General features: G+C 47.4%; 21 protein-coding genes. 5 read left to right on the forward strand and 16 right to left on the reverse strand.

The features are described from left to right. Positions 1-21 precede the first annotated feature (21 nt). The gene (locus M1L23_RS02085) at positions 22-1,836 is read left to right on the forward strand and encodes a DUF4365 domain-containing protein (protein WP_252625352.1); all 1,815 of its coding nucleotides are present in this window, start codon (positions 22-24) and stop codon (positions 1,834-1,836) included. Between the two features lie 168 nt (positions 1,837-2,004). On the opposite strand, the gene traN is transcribed toward M1L23_RS02085, so the two are convergent. The 7 genes from traN to M1L23_RS02120 are packed head-to-tail and all read right to left on the reverse strand — an operon-like array spanning position 2,005 to position 11,774. Further along, entirely contained in the window at positions 2,005-5,697 is a 3,693-nt protein-coding gene (traN, locus tag M1L23_RS02090) for a conjugal transfer protein TraN (RefSeq protein ID WP_252625353.1), read from the reverse strand. Between the two features lie 2 nt (positions 5,698-5,699). Continuing rightward, entirely contained in the window at positions 5,700-6,728 is a 1,029-nt protein-coding gene (locus M1L23_RS02095) for a TraU family protein (protein WP_099821795.1), read from the reverse strand. After that, entirely contained in the window at positions 6,712-7,839 is a 1,128-nt protein-coding gene (locus M1L23_RS02100; protein WP_476726589.1) for a TrbC family F-type conjugative pilus assembly protein, read from the reverse strand. Before M1L23_RS02100 ends, M1L23_RS02095 begins: the two co-directional genes overlap by 17 nt. Positions 7,840-7,846: 7 nt before the next feature. Beyond that, positions 7,847-8,359 carry a S26 family signal peptidase gene (locus M1L23_RS02105; protein ID WP_252625354.1) on the reverse strand — a complete coding sequence of 171 codons (513 nt, stop codon included), beginning with the start codon at positions 8,357-8,359 and terminating at the stop codon, positions 7,847-7,849. Then, complete coding sequence (locus M1L23_RS02110) at positions 8,343-8,690, reverse strand: plasmid-related protein (protein ID WP_197386150.1); 348 nt, start codon at positions 8,688-8,690, stop codon at positions 8,343-8,345. The genes M1L23_RS02105 and M1L23_RS02110 overlap by 17 nt, the downstream gene beginning before the upstream one ends. Next, positions 8,683-11,082 (reverse strand): type IV secretion system protein TraC, encoded by a 2,400-nt coding sequence (gene traC / locus M1L23_RS02115; protein ID WP_193284099.1) that lies wholly within the window; start codon positions 11,080-11,082, stop codon positions 8,683-8,685. Before traC ends, M1L23_RS02110 begins: the two co-directional genes overlap by 8 nt. Continuing rightward, positions 11,082-11,774, reverse strand: a complete 693-nt coding sequence (locus M1L23_RS02120; protein WP_001228924.1) for a DsbC family protein — start codon at positions 11,772-11,774, stop codon at positions 11,082-11,084. The genes traC and M1L23_RS02120 overlap by 1 nt, the downstream gene beginning before the upstream one ends. 378 nt (positions 11,775-12,152) lie before the next feature. Here M1L23_RS02120 and abiEi point away from each other — a divergent pair, with 378 nt between their 5' ends. Together abiEi and M1L23_RS02130 are read left to right on the forward strand one after the other, a co-directional pair. Further along, positions 12,153-12,689: a type IV toxin-antitoxin system AbiEi family antitoxin gene (gene abiEi, locus M1L23_RS02125; RefSeq protein WP_007105006.1), complete on the forward strand. Its 537-nt coding sequence runs from the start codon at positions 12,153-12,155 to the stop codon at positions 12,687-12,689. Further along, positions 12,679-13,599: a nucleotidyl transferase AbiEii/AbiGii toxin family protein gene (locus M1L23_RS02130; protein WP_252625355.1), complete on the forward strand. Its 921-nt coding sequence runs from the start codon at positions 12,679-12,681 to the stop codon at positions 13,597-13,599. Before abiEi ends, M1L23_RS02130 begins: the two co-directional genes overlap by 11 nt. A gap of 66 nt (positions 13,600-13,665) precedes the next feature. Here the strand turns inward: M1L23_RS02130 and traA are convergent, their stop codons facing one another. The 6 genes from traA to traL form a co-directional block, all read right to left on the reverse strand. Beyond that, a complete protein-coding gene (gene traA / locus M1L23_RS02135; protein WP_004249359.1) occupies positions 13,666-14,052 on the reverse strand; it encodes a TraA family conjugative transfer protein in 387 nt (128 codons plus the stop codon). Then, on the reverse strand, positions 14,049-14,621 hold the full coding sequence (gene traV / locus M1L23_RS02140) for a type IV conjugative transfer system lipoprotein TraV (protein WP_152118321.1): 573 nt from the start codon (positions 14,619-14,621) through the stop codon (positions 14,049-14,051). The genes traA and traV overlap by 4 nt, the downstream gene beginning before the upstream one ends. Positions 14,622-14,695: 74 nt before the next feature. Continuing rightward, positions 14,696-15,985 (reverse strand): TraB/VirB10 family protein, encoded by a 1,290-nt coding sequence (locus M1L23_RS02145; RefSeq protein WP_252625356.1) that lies wholly within the window; start codon positions 15,983-15,985, stop codon positions 14,696-14,698. Positions 15,986-15,987: 2 nt separating this feature from the next. Next, on the reverse strand, positions 15,988-16,884 hold the full coding sequence (locus tag M1L23_RS02150; RefSeq protein ID WP_252625418.1) for a TraK domain-containing protein: 897 nt from the start codon (positions 16,882-16,884) through the stop codon (positions 15,988-15,990). Beyond that, positions 16,868-17,494 carry a TraE/TraK family type IV conjugative transfer system protein gene (locus tag M1L23_RS02155; RefSeq protein ID WP_000667170.1) on the reverse strand — a complete coding sequence of 209 codons (627 nt, stop codon included), beginning with the start codon at positions 17,492-17,494 and terminating at the stop codon, positions 16,868-16,870. Before M1L23_RS02155 ends, M1L23_RS02150 begins: the two co-directional genes overlap by 17 nt. Next, positions 17,491-17,772, reverse strand: a complete 282-nt coding sequence (gene traL / locus M1L23_RS02160) for a type IV conjugative transfer system protein TraL (RefSeq protein WP_000433891.1) — start codon at positions 17,770-17,772, stop codon at positions 17,491-17,493. The genes M1L23_RS02155 and traL overlap by 4 nt, the downstream gene beginning before the upstream one ends. A gap of 180 nt (positions 17,773-17,952) precedes the next feature. Here traL and M1L23_RS02165 point away from each other — a divergent pair, with 180 nt between their 5' ends. Next, positions 17,953-18,276: a type II toxin-antitoxin system RelE/ParE family toxin gene (locus M1L23_RS02165; RefSeq protein WP_252625357.1), complete on the forward strand. Its 324-nt coding sequence runs from the start codon at positions 17,953-17,955 to the stop codon at positions 18,274-18,276. After that, the gene (locus M1L23_RS02170; protein WP_000058216.1) at positions 18,273-18,551 is read left to right on the forward strand and encodes a helix-turn-helix domain-containing protein; all 279 of its coding nucleotides are present in this window, start codon (positions 18,273-18,275) and stop codon (positions 18,549-18,551) included. The genes M1L23_RS02165 and M1L23_RS02170 overlap by 4 nt, the downstream gene beginning before the upstream one ends. Positions 18,552-18,576: 25 nt before the next feature. On the opposite strand, the gene M1L23_RS02175 is transcribed toward M1L23_RS02170, so the two are convergent. From M1L23_RS02175 to traD, 3 genes are read right to left on the reverse strand one after another with little or no spacing between them, the layout of a single operon-like run. After that, complete coding sequence (locus tag M1L23_RS02175) at positions 18,577-19,212, reverse strand: IncC plasmid conjugative DNA transfer DtrJ family protein (RefSeq protein ID WP_252625358.1); 636 nt, start codon at positions 19,210-19,212, stop codon at positions 18,577-18,579. Beyond that, positions 19,199-19,756 (reverse strand): conjugative transfer protein, encoded by a 558-nt coding sequence (locus tag M1L23_RS02180; RefSeq protein ID WP_252625359.1) that lies wholly within the window; start codon positions 19,754-19,756, stop codon positions 19,199-19,201. Before M1L23_RS02180 ends, M1L23_RS02175 begins: the two co-directional genes overlap by 14 nt. 9 nt (positions 19,757-19,765) lie before the next feature. Further along, positions 19,766-21,586 carry a conjugative transfer system coupling protein TraD gene (traD, locus tag M1L23_RS02185; RefSeq protein WP_252625360.1) on the reverse strand — a complete coding sequence of 607 codons (1,821 nt, stop codon included), beginning with the start codon at positions 21,584-21,586 and terminating at the stop codon, positions 19,766-19,768. Positions 21,587-21,630: the final 44 nt, after the last annotated feature.

Below are 21,630 nucleotides of genomic sequence, written 5' to 3' on the forward strand. Positions count from 1 at the left end.
TTAAATTTATAAGGTGTCACGATGAATGCAGGTGAGATTGGCGCAGCAGCTGGACGAATTTTTAACTATAAAGCGCCGCTTAATTGGATTATTAGAAGTCAAGAAGATCAGGATGATCATGGTATTGATTGTGAAATTGAGCTGAAAGATTCAAATGGTAGAGCTCTTGGTCAAGAAAGCGTGTTTAAAATTCAGCTTAAAGGCCAAGAGAACTGTTCATTTATTGAGGATGGACAGAAGCTGTCTTTCTCGGTTTCTCGCGCACGTCTTCAGTATTATCTCAAGTTCAATATTCCAGTGATATTGGTAGTTGTTGAAGTGTCTAGCGAAGATATTTACTGGGTTTCTGTTACTGGCAATCAAGAGATCTTGGAGAAAGTAAGAGACTCATCTACAGATACTTTGACTGTCCATTTGCCCGTTGAGAAAAAGCTAGAAAAAACCGATACCGCAACATTCGATAAATTGTTGGTGGCTGTTCAAGAATGTTGGGACTTTCTGTCTTTAAGAGATCTTAAGCTTGCGGTTAACAACTGTAAAACACTGCAACCAGAAGCTTTGAATACATGTATCGAACAAGTAGGTGACGCTTTGTTCAAGGCTTACCATATCAAGTTAGACCAACTCCTACTTACTAGATCATTTAATGATCTTTATCAGCAAGCCAGTGACATTATTCAATCGCGCATTGTGCCACCTAAAGATAGGTTCTTGGCTACACTTTACTTCGATTATGCTTTTAAGGTCGCTCCTTATAAACAAGTAAAAAACGAACAAGTTGAAGAGCAATTTAAGTTATGCGAATACTTAATTATTTTTGCCAGAGAGCAAAAAGAGTCAGCTTATCGTCTTACAGCTATAGCAAAAGCAAGAAGCTCACTGTTTAACTTTAAAGTTGAACAACTTCATGCGCACCATCATTCAAATGAAAACTTCAAATCGGATAGTTTTGAATACTTGTTTATGAACCGAGAAATACATAAGCAATACCATGATGCTTGTGCTCAGTTGCAGAAGATAATAAACATGTGCCATAGGCTGATTAACCTCGGTCAGTTTAATATCTTGGCTGATTTAATGTGTGATGTGGCATTATCTATAGGTATGTTTAAAACCATTCATAATGCACGTGGTTCAAATGAAGCTATTGCATTCCTAGATGAGTGGCTTGAAAAGATGCTGCACACAGTATTGATGTACTCGTCAATTGTTAGTGAAATGAGAAAAATTGAGCAGCTGTATCTTATGGTCAATTTGCAGTCCGAACTCAAAACTATTGTTAAGTTCGACGTTAGATATTTAATTATCGAGCATTGTCCGAGTTCTGAAGAGTTATTGGATGCACTTGACAATGTAATGGCGAGTAAGGATCAACCCAAACCACTTTTTGAAACCAGCATTGAAGAGCAAAAGCAATTCTTTGCTTACATGGCTAAAAACCTTGGTATGGACCCAGACGATCCTACTTCGAGAGAAGGTCAGTTCATAGCAATAGGTTTAGCCAACTATGACCCTACAAATATTATTGGTCATTGTGAGCATATGTTTGTTGATTACCGACCGAGAGGGATGATAGCCCAACAGCTAGGAATGCACTCTCTAAGTATGCCGATCATGACTTGCTTAAAGCATAAGCACACAGTTGGAACGGGGAACTTGTTAATCAAAGCATTCGATAACTCTGATGGACCAGAGTTTGCGTTAGGATTTAAGCAACGTCATTGTGATAAGTGCTCTGATTGTTCACCAAGAGCAGATGATTGGGTTTGGAGTTTGAAATGGCAGCAAGAAGAACGAACAAAACATGTCGAGTGGCTTGATAAGATAGACTTTTAAACAGCTTATACATGCCACTTTGAAATCAAAAAATAGATGTGCTGTTGCGAACATCAACTTAGCTTAGCCTACTACAAATTAGTCGCAGTTAAATCAAATCAAAGCATATTTAATATTTTTTATATGCTCCATTAGCCCAGCAAACCCTGGCTAATGGAGCCATTTCTTTTAATTATTCCCCGAAATTTCTTCCGTCGCCTCCTGACGCAGTTTCTGGGCATCCATTCCGTTTAGCCGTTCAATGGCTCTGTCTGCGGCACTCTGACGATTTCCATCAACGTTTAGCGTACTTCCTGAGCCAGTGAGTCTCTCAAGATCCAGTGAAGGTATTTCAGGTAGGTTGCCCGTGATCGACAAGATACCTATCCATTCATCGAGATTGACTTGGCTCCAGTCTACCTGGTTTAACTGACTCGCGGTCAAACCTTCACAGTTTGGTGACTTCGCACTGCCCCAACCAAGGCCCAATTGCGGACGTACTTGTTCTTGAATGATCCGTGAAAGCGGCGAAGTAAAGCAGCAATATGATTGCCGTTTCTCAACACAGGCACCTAAGAACTTAGACTTGCAGTAAGAGCCTACGTAGTGGCAACTCTTCAATACCCGCTTGGCGTTCATTTCAAACTCGCTCTGCTCACATTTCCAGATAAGCTGAATGAGGATCATGGTGACTGAATAAATCATGTAGGCCGTCATAACCGTACTCAGAACCGCGCCCGCAGCGCCACCCAGCGCAAAGTTACCACCCGATACAACACCATCGGCTCCAACCGCGCCACCAACGTTACTAAACAGTGCCGATTGCGCCCCCGAACCAAAGGTAGAACCTACCCACTCAGCCGTTTTGTTGGTCAACACCTGCATAAAGCCAGTCGCAGCTTGCTCCGCTCCCGCGCCAGCAGCCGTTGATGGCCCAGCCCCCATGAGAGAGTCCCATGCAGACACAAAAGGCTCTTTAACCGCACTCCAAGTGCTCGTGATTGGCTCCCTAAGCGTATTCCAGGAGCCATAGATTGCCGAAGACGGATTCATGGCCATGACTGCCGTATCAAGCTTGTTAACCGCCACTATCATCGTAATGTAGTCCGATAGCGACACGCCACTTGGCTTTTCACAGCAATCGACTATGCCGCCAACGGCTTTTTTGCACTGGCCAGCATTACCTTTAAAGACCGTACACTCGACGTTATCTTGGCCATCAACTCCCGTGCATGACATATCATTGGTCATAAACTGCGCCGCATTAAGCATCGCAGCGGCCTCTGCAAAGTTAGCCTGCTTGATTGACTCTGGCTCTAAACAATCTGTGCCCATGCAGCGAACTGGCCCCTCACAGTTGTATTGAGTTTCCTTTCGAGCGTTTTGCACTTCGACGCTTTGTCCGCAGTCATACACCAAACTTTGGATATAGCAGAAGCCTTCATGACCAGCCCCGCCTTCAGTGCATTCGGTTCTGACGTACTGGCAGGCCGGGTTTTGCTCCAGCGCGGAACACGTATTGGTGGTCGTGTTTTGTCCGTTATTGACGATGGTTTGTGTATTACCATTGGCATCTACCCAGCTATCTGAGCTGCCCATGTTGAACTCTGGATGAGCAGTCGAAGCATTGTAGGTCGCTTTTGCCCTCCAGCATGAGAGCCCCAGTCCATCAGAGCTGCCACGACTGGTTAAATGAGCAGGAGACGAAACAACCGTCGGATAAAGGCTTCCAAGATTGGCCAACTCGCCACTACCAACTGTTAACCCGTCGATTCGTTTTATGCCCGTATCCAAACACTGCCACTGCACCGCAGTGAACTGATCCGTTTGCATCAAGCATTGGTCTATGCCCGGATCACTTGATTGATGAACAACGTCTTGCTCTAAGTATTTGCCAGAGAAGGTCAAGGAAGCACTCAGTTTCGCAGGAGCCAAACACTTCTGAACTTCTCGGCTGCAAGTATCGAAATCGACTTTGTTCCAGCCGGACTCACATCTGGAACGCGTGACTTCCTGTGGTTCATGCCACGAAATATTCGACCCATTAACGACCTTGCACAATGAGCCAACCAAGGTTCCTTTTGGACAGGTCATTTCAGGGTATTTAATGGACGGTTTCGTCTCTGTTACCGTCTCCTTGTTGCCCGTCAATGAGAGTGTCGTTTTCCAGCCATTTGCCTTGGACGGCGACTCGGTGATTTTTATCTCAGTATTTTGATTATCAAACACTCTCAGCGTCGCGTTTCCAGTTTGCATAGTGCTGCTGTGCTGTGGAACAAAGCTGAGCGTTTCAGAGCTAAAGCAACCGCGCTCAATGGACCAGCTTTGTTGATGGGTTTCAGCGGATACACGTCGTTCTAACTGACACTCAGTAAGCGTGCTGATCTTCTCGCACACCTGGTAATCCGGTACATGCTTGGTTTCAGTAAATGGCGTAATCGTCTGAGTAGGCTCACAGGCCTCAAAACTACTCGGCATAAGATTGGATACCACGCACTTTGGATCGTTGGTTTGCAATCCACAGTCAAAGGTATCGGTAAAACGAATGCATTCACCTCTATCATTGGTTTCGGCACATTCTGACGACATGAAGCCACAGGAAGGGTTCGCTTCAAGCACTTGGCAGGCCTGATTTTCAATCCCTTTATAGCTTTCATCATCCACACTGACTTGTACACGCCGACACAAAGGCGATATGCCAGCCACTGGGCTTGGGGCAAAGTAGGATTCACAAACTGAAACACCATTGACCACCGTACATCCGTTGGTTGAAGACGGCTGATCCGTGCATTGAATGCTGTAGTCTGAAAACTTCGTCGGGATATCCGCTGCTTGTTCGATACAGGACTGTGGTGACCAACTATCATTCATCACCACCTTGGTTGGATCAAAGCGCACCTTGATGCGTGCATAGCCCTCACCACTACCCGTTACCGATACGCGAATTTTGACTGGCACTTCTAAACCGGGCTCTACCGCTTTTAGCTTGGCGGTGAGGTCAGTATTAGGATTGCGTTCCCAACTGGTACTAAGCTCGCAGCGACCTGCCGTTTCTGGTGGAAAGTTATTGTTCGGCCCAGACCAGACTTTCTGATCGCCAAGCCACACTTGCATGTAGTCATCCCATTTTGCGTACTCAAGAACGGCTGAGGTAATCGCTTCGGGGTTGACGACTTTGAGTGTGATGGCCTGTTCGAACACTTTACAACGACCACTCCAGTAGTTGTCGCCAATTCGTCCTATCCAAACTTCAAGACACCCCTCACCACAAGAGCGAAGGTTCATCGGTCCTGAAACATGCTCAATAATGCCTGCCGTGTAATCGTGAGTAATAGTGCAGCTGTTAACCGCTGTATTGAGTCTGTCACATTGCTGGTAATTTGGGCTGCCTTCACCTTGAGACTCACAGCCGGGGAAGCTTTGGGTTAATAGATTGGGGTCAGTTTGAACCGCATCAGTTAATGCCCAAAGCGGATCATTGACCATATCTGGCCGAGACCTGTCTTTGATTTGCTGTAGCGAGCGAAATGCCTCACCCGTAGCGCCACTTTCGGATACCATGCTCTCTTGGCGCTGCGTCCCCAATTGATTCATGCTGGCATCAGAGCCATAAACGCCCGTTAAGACACCTAATGAGCCTTGATCCATACCAGGAAATAGCTCTTGCAAGTTAATGGACTCATTACCACTGCCACTCGGCACCAACAATGTATTGCCGTTAAGTGCGGGCATCGTCCAGTTTTGCAGCAATTGCTTACCTTCTTGTTGTCCGCTTAGGCCGGATTGACGCTGCACATCAGCGGCCACGCCATGTAAGGGCAGGCACGCCATAGTGATTGATAAAATACCCGCTAACACTCGGGTAAAAAGTGTTGGTTTCATGGTTAACCTCCCGAGTTACAGCAGTCTTGCCAGCGCCACAAAATGTAGAGCGCATCTTCACCGGCACCGGGGATCGTTCGCCACTCTCCCCATTTCATGGTGCTTTCACCGATAACATGAGCACTTTCAGTTTCTGGTACAGGAAAGAACATACTCATCTTGTATTGGGATTTCGGTAGCATAGGTTCGATAACAGGTCGGCATAGCGCACTGTTCCCCATTGTTCGTCTAGCAAGACCACGTCTGTGTTGAGCCGCGATTGCACGCGCCGCTAAATGGCTGGTGTTTTCTGCTAATGAGCCAAAGGCTAAAGTGTGGCCAGATAAGGGATATAAATGGCCCCAACTGCCAGCACACCAAAACAACTGGTCGATGGGTTTACCAAGCGTCGATGAGGCAGCGTCAGCGGTACAAGCCGAAATAGCCAATGGATTGGCAACGGCCGCCGCTTCAGGCTGAGTAAAAAAAGCCAGTTCATCGTTCAGCCATGTTGGGTCCAATTCGGACAAATACATCAAGTCAAAGTCCATGTAACCATCGGCATTGCAATTGCCATCCATGAACAAATCGAGCATGACCAAAAGCGGAAAGGCGTAATAATGGTAATGGTAGAAAGCAAGATCACCGGTATCGTATTCACCCTCGCCATGACCACCTTGCAGTCGCCTATCACCTAACGGTAAACGAATCCCTCCCAGGGAAGGCGAGCAACCCGGCGTTCTGACCAGTTCAATCAAACGCGCTGGCTCCCACATGCTGGTAACAATACCTGGCCTTGGCACGCCTAAGTTGTCTTCACATAAGCAAAATGACTTATTTGATGCGCCGCTTGGGACACTGCCAGAGCCAAGCGGAAGCCCTGCAACCCGGATAGGAAAAATGCATGACCAGCAAACATCCGTCAGCAACTTACCCGACAATAAACCCGCGTCTGGGCAGGTCAGTTCGGCTTTAGCAGGAATAGATGCGCCCAGGACAAGCATGACAACGAGAGTACGCAACCGACGATACGTATTATTGAGCTTTTTCATGAACAAGCTCCTTTGCTGGAATTTCTTCTATTTCAAACGCGAGTCCCTTTGCTTGAACAAACGATGGGGTGACTTGCAGATCAAAGCGCTGCTTTAGCGAGACATTGAGAAGGTAAACAGGACTGTCCAATGTCTTTTCGATCGCATTGAGGCGATTCCAGCCTTGCGCACGGTCGAGCTGCGTGGTGATAAGCGTAATGCGGCGCAGTGTCCTATCTTGCGTCTCAAGCCAATGCGCAACTGCGTCTACTTCTTCAGCGTCCGACGCATTAAACACCACGAGCTGCTGAGTAAATGGCAAGGCTTTGAGCGGGTTAATACGCGTTCCTGCTGGGATCAATGTTCGGCCATTGGCATCCAATAGCGGCCGCTGCAAGACGATGGTTGGATCAACCGTTCTTATCCGATACTGCGTGGCTTTGGGTAAGTCAGTAAATGTTTGGCGAGACCAGAAACGCTCAATGGCTTTTTTCTTTAATGCGCCCAGATCAATCGACTGTAAACGCTGCATCGCTACTTGCATCAAATCCGGTTCTAAAATCGAATGAATAGGACCGCGTTGACCCAATGAACCGGTATTGCCTGTTTCAATTTGACGCTGCAACCAGTCCTTGCTGTAAACCCCTAGTGCACTTGCAGTCACCTTGTCATCTTCTATGCGGAAAATGGCAGGCACGCTAGTCACCCGCCAGTGCACAAAGGCTCTCGGATCTATTCGAACCTGAGGAACAGGATCAAGCCCCGTCATCAGGGTATGCCAATCACGGATAGCCGCCCCCAAGGTCTTTCCTTCAGGAATTCCCCGAAACAACACAATAGCGCCGGTAGCACTGGCCTCTTTAAATAGCTGCTTCAGTGAGGAATCCCCCAGTGAAGACGACGCAAATATCAACCATTCATCGTTGTGTTTGAGCGACGCAGGTTGTTCAATCGGTGAAAAAGGCTCGATAAATTCAGATGAACCATCCACAGCACTTTGTAAAATGCTGCGGCTCATTTCGACGATCTTTTTGTCCTCGTCAGACAACGGATAAGGCTCTTGTGCCCAGGACACTTGCACCCAAGCCAATGGAGCAACCAACAAAAATAAGAGGCATAGTCTTCTCATCATCCACCTCCTACCAAAGCGGCCAAGCGCGACCGACAATCTGCTCGCGCTTAACGGCATTCCAATAACGGGAGTCGAAACTCGTTGCGGCCTCACCAGAAAACCAATATTCGTTTTCTTGCAGCGTCAATGAGCGGCTAAATTGTGATTCCGCCACACCAAGACGCTGGGCTAATGCCATGCCGGTAGAGACTTCAGCACCGTTCACCAGCACATGCTCAGGCGTCACCTTGACTTCATCCCCAGGCATCCCTGTTAGGCGTTTAAGCATCCGAGTACCGTCGTTATATAACGGAGCGAGTCCTTTTGAGTGGAAGGCATACAAACCATCCTTAACGGGCTCTTTATTCCATAGGTCAATCAGATACACCGTGGTATCAGGCAGGCATCGCTCTTGCTGGGTATCGATACCTATTCGGTAGCGCATCATGGCGTAGGTGCCTACCACGGCCATGATTAACGCGAGAGCGGTCAACCGGATGAGATATGGCCGCCAAGGCATTCTTTTACGGAGTATCTGCATGAGACACCTCCTTTGAGCCTACTGGCACAAATACGGAGTCATCAGCACCCACCACCGCCTGGGCATCCAGCACGATAAAACCGGCTGCTTTTAGCTTTTCAATTTGCTGATTGGTCTGAAGCAAACTGGATTCGATGTCTTGTTCGCTGGCATTGGGGCCCAATGACAACACCGCCTCACCAAAATCCACGACTGCAATAGGCGTACTTAACGCCAACTGGCTGTGGATGGGTTCGAGTGTTTTCATTAAGAGCCAACTGGTCATTAAACCGCTGCCTGCAATAGACAAAGTAATAGAGGCCATAAATGGCCAAAGCGTGGTTTTATTCATAGCCTCGCTCCTTCAACAACTGAGAGATGGCATCAGCAACAGAAAGGCCTTTGCGCGTTAACTGTTTAATCGCGTTTACATCTTCTGCACGGGACGAGTACAACAGCTTGTGAAACGGATCGACGATGAGGCGGCCAATCCCGGTGCCCATTTCGGTAATAAAGAAAATTTCGGAATAGACACCAGTGACGGTATGAACCGTTTTCAGGTATTCATAGCCGCCTTCACCTAGTGGCAAGCGGCCTTCTTTTTTGAGCGCGTTGATGGTTTCAGCTTTTTGGCCAAGCAGGTACATATTGGCCGAGTTTTCAGCGATGGCTTTACCTGTTGGGCTGTCATACAAATCGTTGACCGACTGCGTTACCGTTACAGCACTGCCGCCATATTTTCGAAATCGACGGTAACCCGTCTCGATGAACTTACCGACATCACCTTGAGTCAGCAGATCCCAAGCTTCGTCAATGAACACAATCTTGCGACGATCCCGCTCACCTAAGTACATCTCTTGTTGGATTTGGTAGATAAGCTGAAGCAACACCACTTGTTGTAGATGCTTACGCCCCTTGAGTTCTTCTAACTCCAAAACGGTGAAACGGTTTTTGAAGCGAATATTGTTGTGGCCATTAAAGAAGCGGCCATATTCGCCCTGTGTCGTAAACGGATAGAGCTGCTCACCCACGTCTTGCACACGTCGGTCTTCATGATTTTTTAAAGCCTCTGCCACATCATCAACCAACATCGCACGACCTTTTTTCTCCCACAGTTCACGGGTCTGACGTTTTAGGTTGGCCATCTGAAAATCGGTTAATGACTGCGTAGGTGCGGCCATTGCGGCCAATAACCCAACCAGTACATCCGCTTCTTCGTCATAGTCCTCAACGATTTCAAACGGGTTTAAGCAAATGCCACTGTCTCGCCCGAACTGTAAGAACTCACCGTCATAGACTTCACACAGCTTTTCATAAGAGCGGCCAACATCAATCACCCAGCATTGCCCGCCTTCTGATAGGTAGGAAGAGATGATTTCGTTCACCAGGAATGACTTACCCGATCCCGATTGCGCCGCGATGCAACAATTGTAATTACTGCCCGAGTCATAAAGGGACACACTCATGATCTGGCCATTACGGGAAACAAAGTTAATCACCGGCGTGCCAGTGCCTTTCCAATCCGCAAACAAAGGCAACAGAGGGATCACATGCCGTGTCGCCATGGTCTTGAATCGAAACAAGTCGTTCATCGCTTGGCGGTCAGCACCAAATGGCAAGGCATTCAGGAAAATGGGCAAACAGAAGTACTTGTCTTCCATCAGCTCAAATCCGAGTTCTTTGAAATAAGTTCGAGCATTTGAAACAGAGCTGATGGACGCTTCTTCCGTTGGTGAAAACAGCGTCAAAGTCATATTGGCCCGAATAGGACGATCACCTTCTTGCAAAGCTTCAAAAAGAACATCAAATCCCTTTTTCTTGGCTGCAAGCACCGGCACAAACTTGAGCATCGGGCCATAGGCCTGATTGACCGCCCATTGACGCTTCGTCTCTAGACGAGATCGCATCGCCTCAGCTGAAGGAAAGTGAATGGTGACATTTAGCAAAAAGCTTCCGCGTAAACCGCGACTACCCGTCATCATATCGCCCGCAAAACTTGCGGCATGGCCAAACCAGATCCGCTCAGGCAGGCGCTTAAACGATAGGGTTTTAACTCGGTAATCACCCAGCATCAGACCTTGACTATCCACTTTGATAGCCCGGTCATAATCCAACACTTGCTCTCGAAGTGGCTTATCTGCCTCACTGCGGATTGGTGATGGATTACGCCAGGAAGCATCTTTTCCCCAGTTAAGCTGCGCACTTAATGCCGCGAGCCAGTTTCGGTCAGTCATCTCAGTAACGCGAAAACCAACCGTTGCCAGCGCTTGAGAGAAAGAAGCCCGAAGCGCGGATGCTCTACTCAACTCACGCTCCGTCGGTATAGGATTTTCCAAAGGCAATTTGCAGGTGACTATCAGTTGAAAGTTGCGTACCTGAGTCTGGGTCGATTCTTCTATCGGTTGAACCGTGCCCCCATCGAGGAAATCCGCACGTTTGCGAATAGACGCCCTGAGCAATGGATCGGATTGACGATGCCGTAAGCCCATCATTCGCTGAATGTCGGTTTGAATATCAGGCGAGGCGTACAGGCCAAATTGCAGCAAAGTGTCTTTTGGCCAGTCGTTGTTGAGTAGAACATTAACCCTGTCTGCAACAGACTCATCACCACCGGGCAATGGGTCACATAGAAAACCAAAGCCAACACTCTGGTCTTCCATGAAAAACAGTTGCTCATCGTCGGAATAGGCTAATACTGGCAAGAGCTCTGAAGCGCGTTGCCCTGAATACAGAGAGGCTTTCATTAACGCCCCTCCAACCAAGCAGAAAGATCATAAGGACGGCCTCGGCTGATGCGACCATCATTGGCGACAATGAAAGGCACACCTTGAATGCCCAGGATTTGAGCCGTCACCAAGGTACGCTGCATTGGTTCTAAGTTGCAGGCATCATCCTGTTCTAGGTTACCAATCCGGCCATTCAGCAATGCATCGGTGGCCGCTTTTTTGTCACGCGCACAGCCAAGCTGGCGAACCTGACGCTCTGAATCAGGACCAAGCACTGGCACAGGGAGTATTTGGAAGGTGTATTCTTTGGTTAACGGTAAAGCTTGTTTCAAAAGCTCATGGCAGTGCGGGCATCGTGGGTCAACAAAGACCACCACTTTCTTTTTGCCTTCACCCAGCGTCAGTGGATTCAAATCATCCATTTTTAAGCCAAGACGACTTAAGTCCAGCGTGTTTCCCGCTTCTCGAATTTCTTCAAGGCTGGTAAGCGGCTTTTTCGACCAGGCATCATAGAGCGTGCCATCAATGACGAACCGGCCACTGTCTGACATGAAAACAATACGGCCATTGCTTTCGACCGCTTTCATACCCGTGACAGGTAAAGAAACCATGCCGTCAATTTTGCCAACTGGCGACACTTCAGACACAGGTTCAGCTTGAACCAAAGGAGACAGCGCAAGCGCCAGAATGATTGGAGATAGTTTTCGCATGAGGAGTCCTCGTTAATGTAAATCGAGGCTCCAGTCTATGCAGTTGTCCTATGTGGACTCGGTTAGATAGATTGAAGAATTGGATGCCTTGCTAGGGTGCCACTTGTTGTTACGCACTATTAGTTCAGGTATAGCTTTCATTCTGGCAGTCTTACAGGCTTCCCCCAATTCATCTAGTTTATCTAAACCCGCTTTTTCACACTCTGGGTGTTAAAATTCATCACTGTGTAAACTAACCAAGTCCTTTTAATACTCCCAGAGGTCAAGTTGACAAATTTGACACCTTTTAGCGTCATTGTTGTCAACTTGCGCTCCATAAAAAATAAGTCTACACTTATGGCATGTTTAAGTGTCACCCTTGATAACTAGAGGCGTATTGTGAAAAAGGCTGAGGCAATTAAAAAGCTCTTAGAATATGACAAGCGTGGTCGCTGTGTTTTTACTAATTCAGATCTGGCGAAAATCTTTCATCAAGATAATGAACGAGCATTGCGTGCGGGAATTAAACGTTTGCAAGACGATGGCTTACTCACCCGAATCATTAATGGTGTGTACTTATACAATTTAGCGCAGTCGAAAGGCAGCGATACGTTGGAGCAAATTGCTAAAACCATTCGGCGTGGAGAATATAACTACATTAGCCTAGAGTCTGCACTTTCTGATTTTGGAGTTATTTCGCAAATTCCAGTAGATCGCTTAACTGTTATGACAACGGGACGTTCCGGTGAATTCAAAACACCTTTGGGTACAATTGAATTTACGCATACGAAACGAGATCCAATGGATATTTTAGAAAATACCAGTTTAGTCGGCAGACCGCTTAGGTTAGCAACGAAACAAACTGCATACAGAGACTTAAAACGAGTTGGCCGAAATACACATTTAGTAAGCAAGGATGGGCTATATGAAAATTGATCAAGAAAATTTCGCGCAATTGGTAAATAAAGCAATGCAGGTTGAAAATGTATCTCATATGCGTTCAGTGATAGAGAAAGAGCTCTTACACTACGATATTTTATTTGCGCTAGAGAAAGGTGGACTTCTAGATAAACTAACTTTTCAAGGTGGCACTTCATTGCGCCTTTGTTATGGCGGCAATCGTTTCAGCGAAGATCTGGATTTTGCTGGCGGGAAGGATTTCAGCTCAGCAATGTTGGCAGACATGAAACATTGTATAGAAAAGTACATTGGCGAACGATACGGGCTTGAAGTGACAGTAAAAGAACCAAAGGATCTAAAGCAAGATCCTAAATATTCTGAATTGAGCATTGATAAGTGGCAAATAGCGGTAGTGACTTCTCCTGAGAGAAAAGATCTGCCAAAACAAAAAATCAAAGTAGAAGTGGCAAACATTCCAGCCTATACAAGAGAGCCGCAACCTCTTCAAATAAACTACGATTTTTTGCCTGATGGATACAGTGATACGCTAATTCTGACAGAAAGCTTGGATGAGGTCATGGCGGATAAAATCATTTCTTTACCTGCCACTACAAGGTATGTCCGCCACCGAGATGTATGGGATTTAGCTTGGTTACAGCAACAAGGCGCGACACTCAATATGGACTTAGTTAAAAACAAGGTGTCAGATTATAAACTTGAGCACTTCAACAAAATGTTGGAAAACTTTCTCGAACGACTTCCTGATATTGTGTCTAGTGAAGCGTTCATTGCAGAAATGAAACGTTTCTTACCAACAGATGTATTTGATAGAACCCTAGCTCAGGATAAGTTTCAAGTTTACCTGCAAAATACTTTGGCGAAACTATTTAAAACTGTGAGTAACGAGTTACTAGGCAACGTTACTAATAATGAGTTTAGAATGTAAAAAATCGGGTCTAAAAAGCAGTGACTTTGTAGACCCAAACCTATTAAAAGGCCTCTTTTGAGTTTATCAGGTGCCCAGTAAGACGGCGCTGATTGCTGGAACAGTTGTGCCAATAACTTCTTGAGTGCTGGCAACAACAGGTAAGGTTGCAGACATAACACTTTCAACGACGGTTGGCGTATTGTAGAGACCCATACCGCCACCAATGCCCAAGGCAAAAGCCATCAAGCTTTGGCGGGCGATACCGCCCACAATACCCACCAGAACCATGGCTCCCGCTACGATCCGTCCCAAAGTACCTTGGGTCCAATCTTTTAGGGTATCCCACACATCAGTGAAAGCATCACCACCGGTGCCCGCAAATGAGGGCTCCGAAATCATTAACGCCATCAAACCAAGCGCACCAATGGTCATTAGGCGCTGAGTCTGAATGCTGCGAACTGCATTTGTCATTCGTTAGTTTCTCCGTAGATACTCAAGTTATCGCGCATACCATCAGCTCCCGCTGAGGCTGAATCGCTTTGAGTCTGAAGTGGACGTAGCACTGGCGAAACCGTTCGAGGTGCTGACACCCCAATATCCCACCGGCGCGGTTCAATTTCGGTAAACACGTAGCTGGATAAATTCAGATCTCCACGGTCATCCTCCCAAGGCGCAATCCAAATTCGCATCACCCTTGAAGGAATACGAATAGGTGCAGATTGCTGCGTCTCAGGTAATGCTGGATGGCTCAGCAGCCCTGTCTCTAAATCAGATTGTGAATACCCAGAGGGAGAACCAATTCGAGTCGCCACAGCATCAATCGTCTTGGGTGCAGCCCCATTACTGGTAAGCTCATAGACTTCACGAGCGGATAAACAGCGCACACCGTCAGGCATACCTGGGCATCCATATTCACTACTCCCAAGACCCAATGAACTACAGCCAGACAATAAGGTTGAGCCGACTGCCAATAAAAGTAATCCAGCTTTAGACCACTGTTTTGACTGGTGCTTTGGGTTGTTCTGCATTGATGTCGTCATGGTTAACTCTCCTCTGGATACACATCTTATTGTCTGAAACGGACTTCGATCGGTTAGCAACATGCAGGATTTTTTCATCTTCTTGCACCTCCCCCTTGCGAAGCGGTCAATGACAATGAGGCCCCACGAGTGACTATGACTTCAATTTTCCTTGCAGCGTCTACCTCTATGACTGGGAACATATTTTCAGCCATGTCCAAATAGAACTTGGCCACTCGATCCAATGCTTTACCTGTGCCTTTAATCGCAGCGCCTTGTAATGCTTCTTGGCTCATGACTTGCTGGTACAGCTGAGTATCACCGGCATTACCTGTCTGAATCGTTGGTACAGGATTCACATCAAATGCGCCAGCCAAGCCCTGAAGGAATCCGGCCATCATCGATTTGGCCACCAGCTGGCCTTGTTTCGACACTAATCGGCCACGAATACCGGCTTTGCCGTCTTCACCTACGGCATAAGAATCCAGTCGCGTTTCAATGACGCCACCATCTTCTCTCACACATGAAATGGTCTCGCCTCGCAAATAGGCACGCTCAGAGCTCAAATCACCGTAACCTGCGGCGATTAAGAAACACTCTTTGATATCCGCTCTAAATCGGTTGGGTAAAATGGCTTCCTTTTGAATCCTCAGCAATGCAGGAAAAGGCTCGCGTCTTGCGGACTCGTGAGTAGGAGCATCCAAACCTGTGATCAAAGTACCTGAGATGATGCTGCCCGCCGGTAGATACAAAGGCGGCGCTTCTTGTACAACAACCTCTGGTTCAGCAACCACTTCAGGCTCAATCATACGAATCGTGATGGGCGGCAATGGAACATCCCGAGCTCGTGTACCTTGGCCATTGGTTGGCTGCTGATAGAGCGGATCAGGCAGCGGCGCATTGGCAAAATAGTCGCCTGGGTTAGACGGCAGTGGCTTTTCGTCTTTAGGCAATTCCATGGCAGATAAAGGCACTTCGAAACGGCTATTTGTGCCTTCAACTGCTGCATCACCTCCAGCGCGAACATCATCAAGTTCCGCTCTAAGGCGGGCCAGCTCCGCATTGACCTCACTTGGTATAGAAGGTGAACCAGGGCTTAACCGTCCTGAATCAACGTCACGGCGCAAGCGTTCAACTTCACGGCGTAACTGCTCGTTGCGCTCACTGAGTAGTTTTACGTTCGCAGCCAAACTATCGACCCCAACATCACGAGTATTGGTATCCGTAAGAATGTGCCGGATCGTTTCCTGTCGGTTCCGACTGCTTGAGCCATCGTCAGGATTAGGTGAAAACACCATCACCATAAGGATGAGACCACCAGCAATACCAGCAACCGATAGACCCCGCTTCATGTTCGGGCTCATTTGTTCCCATTGTGCTTTCATCGTTATTCACCTCCCACAAGAAGCGAAGGTCGCTGACTTTCCACCGCTTCTTCACGATGATTACGAACAACCACATACAACTCAGTCTTTTCACCCGGCAACAAGATATTGCGAGGCCAGTAGGCGCTTGCCACTATATCTGGTGCATGACAGGCTGTTTCACTGGATTCTATCGGTTCATCGGCAAAGCTTTCAACCAGTCCTACATAGACAGTGAAGTAATGTCCCGTCACAATTTGCCCCTGCTTAAAACCAAACTTTAAACCTGGCTGAAAACATTTCGGGCTTGTGTCAGTTTGGCCAGCTAAACGGATGTCATAGCTTTGTGGTAACTCATTTAGTGCAAGGCGTCTGAGTAAATCACGTAAGCTATCGACGTATGGCTGAGCCGTTTCCCAAGTGGCGGCTTTTCGGTTAACGACGCCCTTAATAGGCCACTGCTGACCATCAATAGCTAAGGTGATTTCACGCGGTGGAATACGACGAGGTACTAAGGTGACTGATAATGCGGGCGCTTCCTGACCAGGCGGAGTGATGTAAAGTGAAACCGGTGATTCTTTGTCCGTGGCCACATATACAACATTCCCCTTGATTTGCGTCTGAGCATCACTGGTTGTTCTCACCTGAGGCGATTCAAACGGCGTCACAATCCGATTCAGATGCCCAAGAGCTACAGGGATCAGTTCATTAACCCCCGGTGTCATCAGTAACGTTGTTGGCACATCCGTTGAAACCGTATTGGTTTGAACAGGTGGATTTGCTGTAGCAGACTGCTTCATCACACTGGCTGGCACAATCGGCAATTTCACGTCTGCATACGACGCTTGAGATAACAGGACGCCACTCAAGCACATTGCGATTAAGCCTGGTGTCATCAATCGACTAATTTTGGTTCGCATCATTCACCCTCCGGTTTTGCTCTTGGGTCAACTTTTCACGAACTCGCTTCGTTCTAGCTTGCCCTTCATACGTATCCATCCAACTGAGCTTTGGACGGTATTGCTCAATATCGATATCAAACTCATAGGTGCGAGTTTGGCGCTGTTCATCTCCAGATGGTCCAGAGACCAAGGAATAACCGGTCACAAAGACATGGCCGGTTTCATACTCATACTCCACTTGTCTGGGTTGGAATTTGAGCGTGACTCGGTCTTCGCGGATTTGCCTTGCCTGAATCTCCAGTGCATCGACCACTTGCTGGTACACCGCTGGAGAAAGTAGCGGCTCAATAGCAACCCGGATAAAAGACACATTACCCGGCGTCACGTTGCCCATAAGCTCAGCCAGGTAGAGTCCCCAGGATTCCAGGTAAGGTTGAGTAGCCTGGTTTCGTGACACTTCAGCCGTTTCAGACAAGGTTGGTGGTTGAATGGCTACCACTGTATTGCGAGAAAATGCTGCTACCGCAAGCAGCAAGTTAGATAGCACCAGCACTGCAATCAGAAACCGTTGCCATCGGTTCTCTAATTGCGTGCCTTGCCATGATTTTAAAAACACGTCGAACTTCACGGCAGATAGCTCCTGATAAATGGGTTAGGGATCGTCTTGGCTTTGGTTGGCAACAGTCCGGCCCAGTAGATGGCGTGAAGAATAAAACCATCTGGGCGACCATCACGAAAACGCCGATAGAGCTTGGTTGTCACCAACCCCAACAGGCATAAAACCAAGGCATTACCGGTAAAAATGCCGATCACTAGCCCCAACAGAATGGGAGCCATCTCATCGGCACTCCAAAGCAGGAAGTGCGGCGGGTCATCGATATAGGACGGAATACTCACAGGTTCCATAGTCACTCCTCGTTGTTTGAATTGAGAAGTGAAGAATGCCTTGGGATTGACAGCTTCAGTGGTCAGCTAGATGCCGAATTCTTGAAGGTTTTGAGGGTTCTACTCAGACAAGACGGTTAAGTTCTAGACAAACCGCGCAACCAGAGTTATCATTTATGATAACCTAAGTTAAGGATACCCATGAGCTGGAAGATCGACTTTTACGATGGCGTTGAGGATCAGATCCTCGATATGCCACCCAAAATACAAGCTCGCATGATTAAGCTTTTAGAGCTGATGGAAAAGCATGGTGCAAACTTGGGGTCTCCTCATACTGAGTCTATGGGCGATGGGTTATTTGAAATCCGCGCCAAAGCTCAAGAAGGTATTGGTAGAGGCTTATTTTGCTACTTAAAAGGGAAGCACATTTATGTGTTACACGCTTTTGTAAAAAAATCTCAAAAGACGCCCAAAAATGAGCTCAATCTTGCCAGAGATAGACAAAAAGAGGTTCAAAAATCATGAGTCTGCAAAAACTGAAACAACGTGCTTTAGCCAATGCTGAAGTTAAGAATGAGTACGATAAGCTTGAGAGTGAGTTCAGCTTTATTGATCAATTGCTTACCATGAGAACAAAGGCAGGACTTACTCAAGAACAAGTTGCTGAAAGAATGCATACCCAAAAAAGTAATGTCAGTCGTTTAGAAAAAGGTAATGCCAATCCAAGTTGGTCAACTCTTCTAAAATATGCTCACGCATGTGGCTTTGAACTAACACTCAAGCCACAAAAAATGAGTTAACGTCATTCATGAGGCCTAACTGGCCTCATATCTTCTTCTGCAAGTGACTTAACGCCAACCCCGCCATTAATGCTAAACCGATGATCAGCGACGGTAACACCACTGGAGGAATGGCCAGCGGGGCGAACAATCCCATAAACAGCAAAATGACACCTGAGCCCAGGATAATCATGCTGTAGCGGTGAATGATAGGGCTCGAAAAATCAAAGGTTGTCTTCTTAATCTTCCAAGTCATTAAGCCGTCCCACAACGCCGGTAACATGAGAATAAGCGCAAAGGGCAACCAGACCATCAGCAAAGCAAATCGCGTGAACACCTGGTACAACACATCAAAAAATGCCTGAATACGGTCTTCTACCCAGACAAACCAAAAGCCTCCCATGTTCTCCATCCCTTTAGAACGCAGTCGCTGCTCTTCAGTGGGGATCAGAAAATCTCGCACAGATTGCTCCATCTGCGTATCCACAACCCATGACTGATACCAGCCATGGCTAGTTTGACCAATCCAATAGCTTGTTTGTGCGCCCAATTGATTTTGGATCACCTGCTTCTCTTTACTAATCACTCGGCCAGTCCAATCACCGGGCACTAACACGCCAATGGCAATAATCTCCAGCATCAGTGCCAGACACAGCAGCCAAACCGACTTATGCTTGCTCATGCCAAACATCCTCTTCAACTCGCGCCAGCATGGCTGCAACGGTTGGCGTCATAATCCGGGCTTTAATCACTTGTTGAAGCCGCTTTGTCGTCGTATGACCAGTGACATAACGTACATCGATGTGTCCTTCAGCCAGATACGTCATTCGATTTGGACGATTACGAATCCAGGTGTGGAAATACACACCATCCACGGCGGCCCACTCGAAATGGTCAGGATCACGCAGGCGAATCCCCGTTAAAGCACTGGCGGCAGTCCAGGTCAGTGCCTCAATGAAATGCCAAAGGCGTACACTATCATCACAACTGACTTCGTCATAACTGCCCAAGCCATTACACAGACACAAATCAAAGATGGAATGGCCATCTAACGTGAACGCATCCGTTAAGTAGTCCGCCAAGCAATACACCGAGGCCAAAGCATGAGGCCAGTCGGTTTCAAGCAGTCTTAAGGTTTCCTTGAACTGGGGATTATGTTGCTGCCACTGAGCGAGCATTTCTTTACTGGTAAGTGTTGTCATTTTCAGACAGACAGAATGATGCATACAGACTCCTTATGCTGCCTGTGTAGAGCTGGTTAAAATAGGAATACGGCCTTTGATCACGCGGCCACCTGAAAGCTTGGCGATGTACTCCAGGTTAGGGAGCTGGCCTAATAACTGCGGTGGAAACATATCGCCTTCTTCCTCCATCAAGCGTTCGCCATGATTGCCGGTAAACAATGCGGGGCTGTCCGAGTTGGACGACATACCTTGAGTTTGCATGATGTACTGCAACCGAGTCTTTGGCAGATTGTCAGTAATGTACTGCTGCGTTTCGGCGTCCATCACCCGAAGGGCTATCAAGTTGTTGATGTTACCTAACACCTGGCGAGCCTTAGCTTCACTGCCTGTTCGAGCTGCAAAGTCAGCAAATGTCTGAGTAGCAATCACACAACGCATTTTTGCGCCACGGCCTTTGTTGAGCAGTTGAATGAAAGGATCGTTGACGACTTCAGCCGCCTCATCGATGAAGATATTTACGGGACGATTTTCAACACCATAGTTATAGCGGTCACCGGCCACGGCGGTGAGATCGGATAAAAGCAACGAGCCAATGGCGCTGCCCACCATGGCATCGGTCAATGAATCCAAGCCGATATAAGCCACTTGGGCATTGTTGATAATACGGCCAGAATCCGTAATTAACCGGCTGTCATCCACGTCGTTTGCAATCGGTGATAACAGTGGACCAAGTTCACTTGATGTGAGCATATTGAGCACCGGCATCAGTGAAGCCACCATCTTGGAATAGTGGGTTCTGTCATGCTCAAACATACTCAATAGCCCTTCCAAATCGGTATTGGCAGCAACTGGCTGAATGCGTTCGTAGTAAAAAAGCAGCATCGCCATGGCTTGTTTAGCCAAGGTATTGGCCTTTTCAGTAAAGCGCTTAATCTCCACACTAAAGTTCGGATACACCTGCTCCCCCCAGGCTGTGACTGCTTTTACTACCAAACCTTCTGGGCCACCTTCCAAGAATCGTCTCAGTGTTTTCAGATCAGGACGTTGTGAAGTAAGCAACAAACCTTGCACTATGTTATTCAGTGCCATTTGGCCAAAGGCTTTAAATGGATCAGCACCGGTTTCGGATGGGATTAAGGCCGCAATTCGGCTGGCAATTTCAGTGCCCCGGTTAAAGTTTCTCAGGGGATTAAGACGTACTGAATGCTCTGGAAAACCCGGATGAAAATACACAAAGCGCTCAGGACTACCGGCGGCAATACAGGCTCGCTGTGCATTATCCTTAAGTTCTTTGTCTCCCTTGGGGTCAATAATTATCACGGCTTCATTGCGCAAAATGGCCTGAGTGATCATCGCATCAAAGCATCGGGTTTTTCCGGCACCGGTCGTACCAACTATTAAGGTATGCCCCTCAGTGTGACCAACTGGCTGGTACACATCTTCTTCTTTGGGCTCGACACCATGAATCCAGGTCGAACCCATTTGCTTGCCGTGACCTTGGTTAAGCAAGGTTTGCTTATCCCGCTTTAAGATTTCATAAGCACGTTGAGCATGGCGTTGGTCCCACTCAAAGCCATAACCTAACCACAATTCATCAGGATGTTTTGCCATTACCTTTTGCAAATGCGACAGCGCCATAAATGCCAATGGTTTGCCTTTTAGCCCCTTCTGCAACTTATAAAGACGGTAAGCCTCAGGCAGGCGATACAACGCCATGCCCGAGGAAATCCCTGTCATCCACCAAAATGGTTCGGGCGGTAACTCTGTCAGCATTTCTGCGGCAATCGCCCCAGTGGCCCCAACCAGCCAACCTGCTGCTGCCATGGCCTCATAGTTCGTGCGCCAGGGCATTTCGTATTCGTTTTCTTTCATTCATGCTCCGCAAAATAACCGTTTGCAATCCACTTAAGTTCAAA

Source organism: Aliidiomarina quisquiliarum (assembly GCF_023922585.1).
GTDB lineage: Bacteria > Pseudomonadota > Gammaproteobacteria > Enterobacterales > Alteromonadaceae > Aliidiomarina > Aliidiomarina quisquiliarum.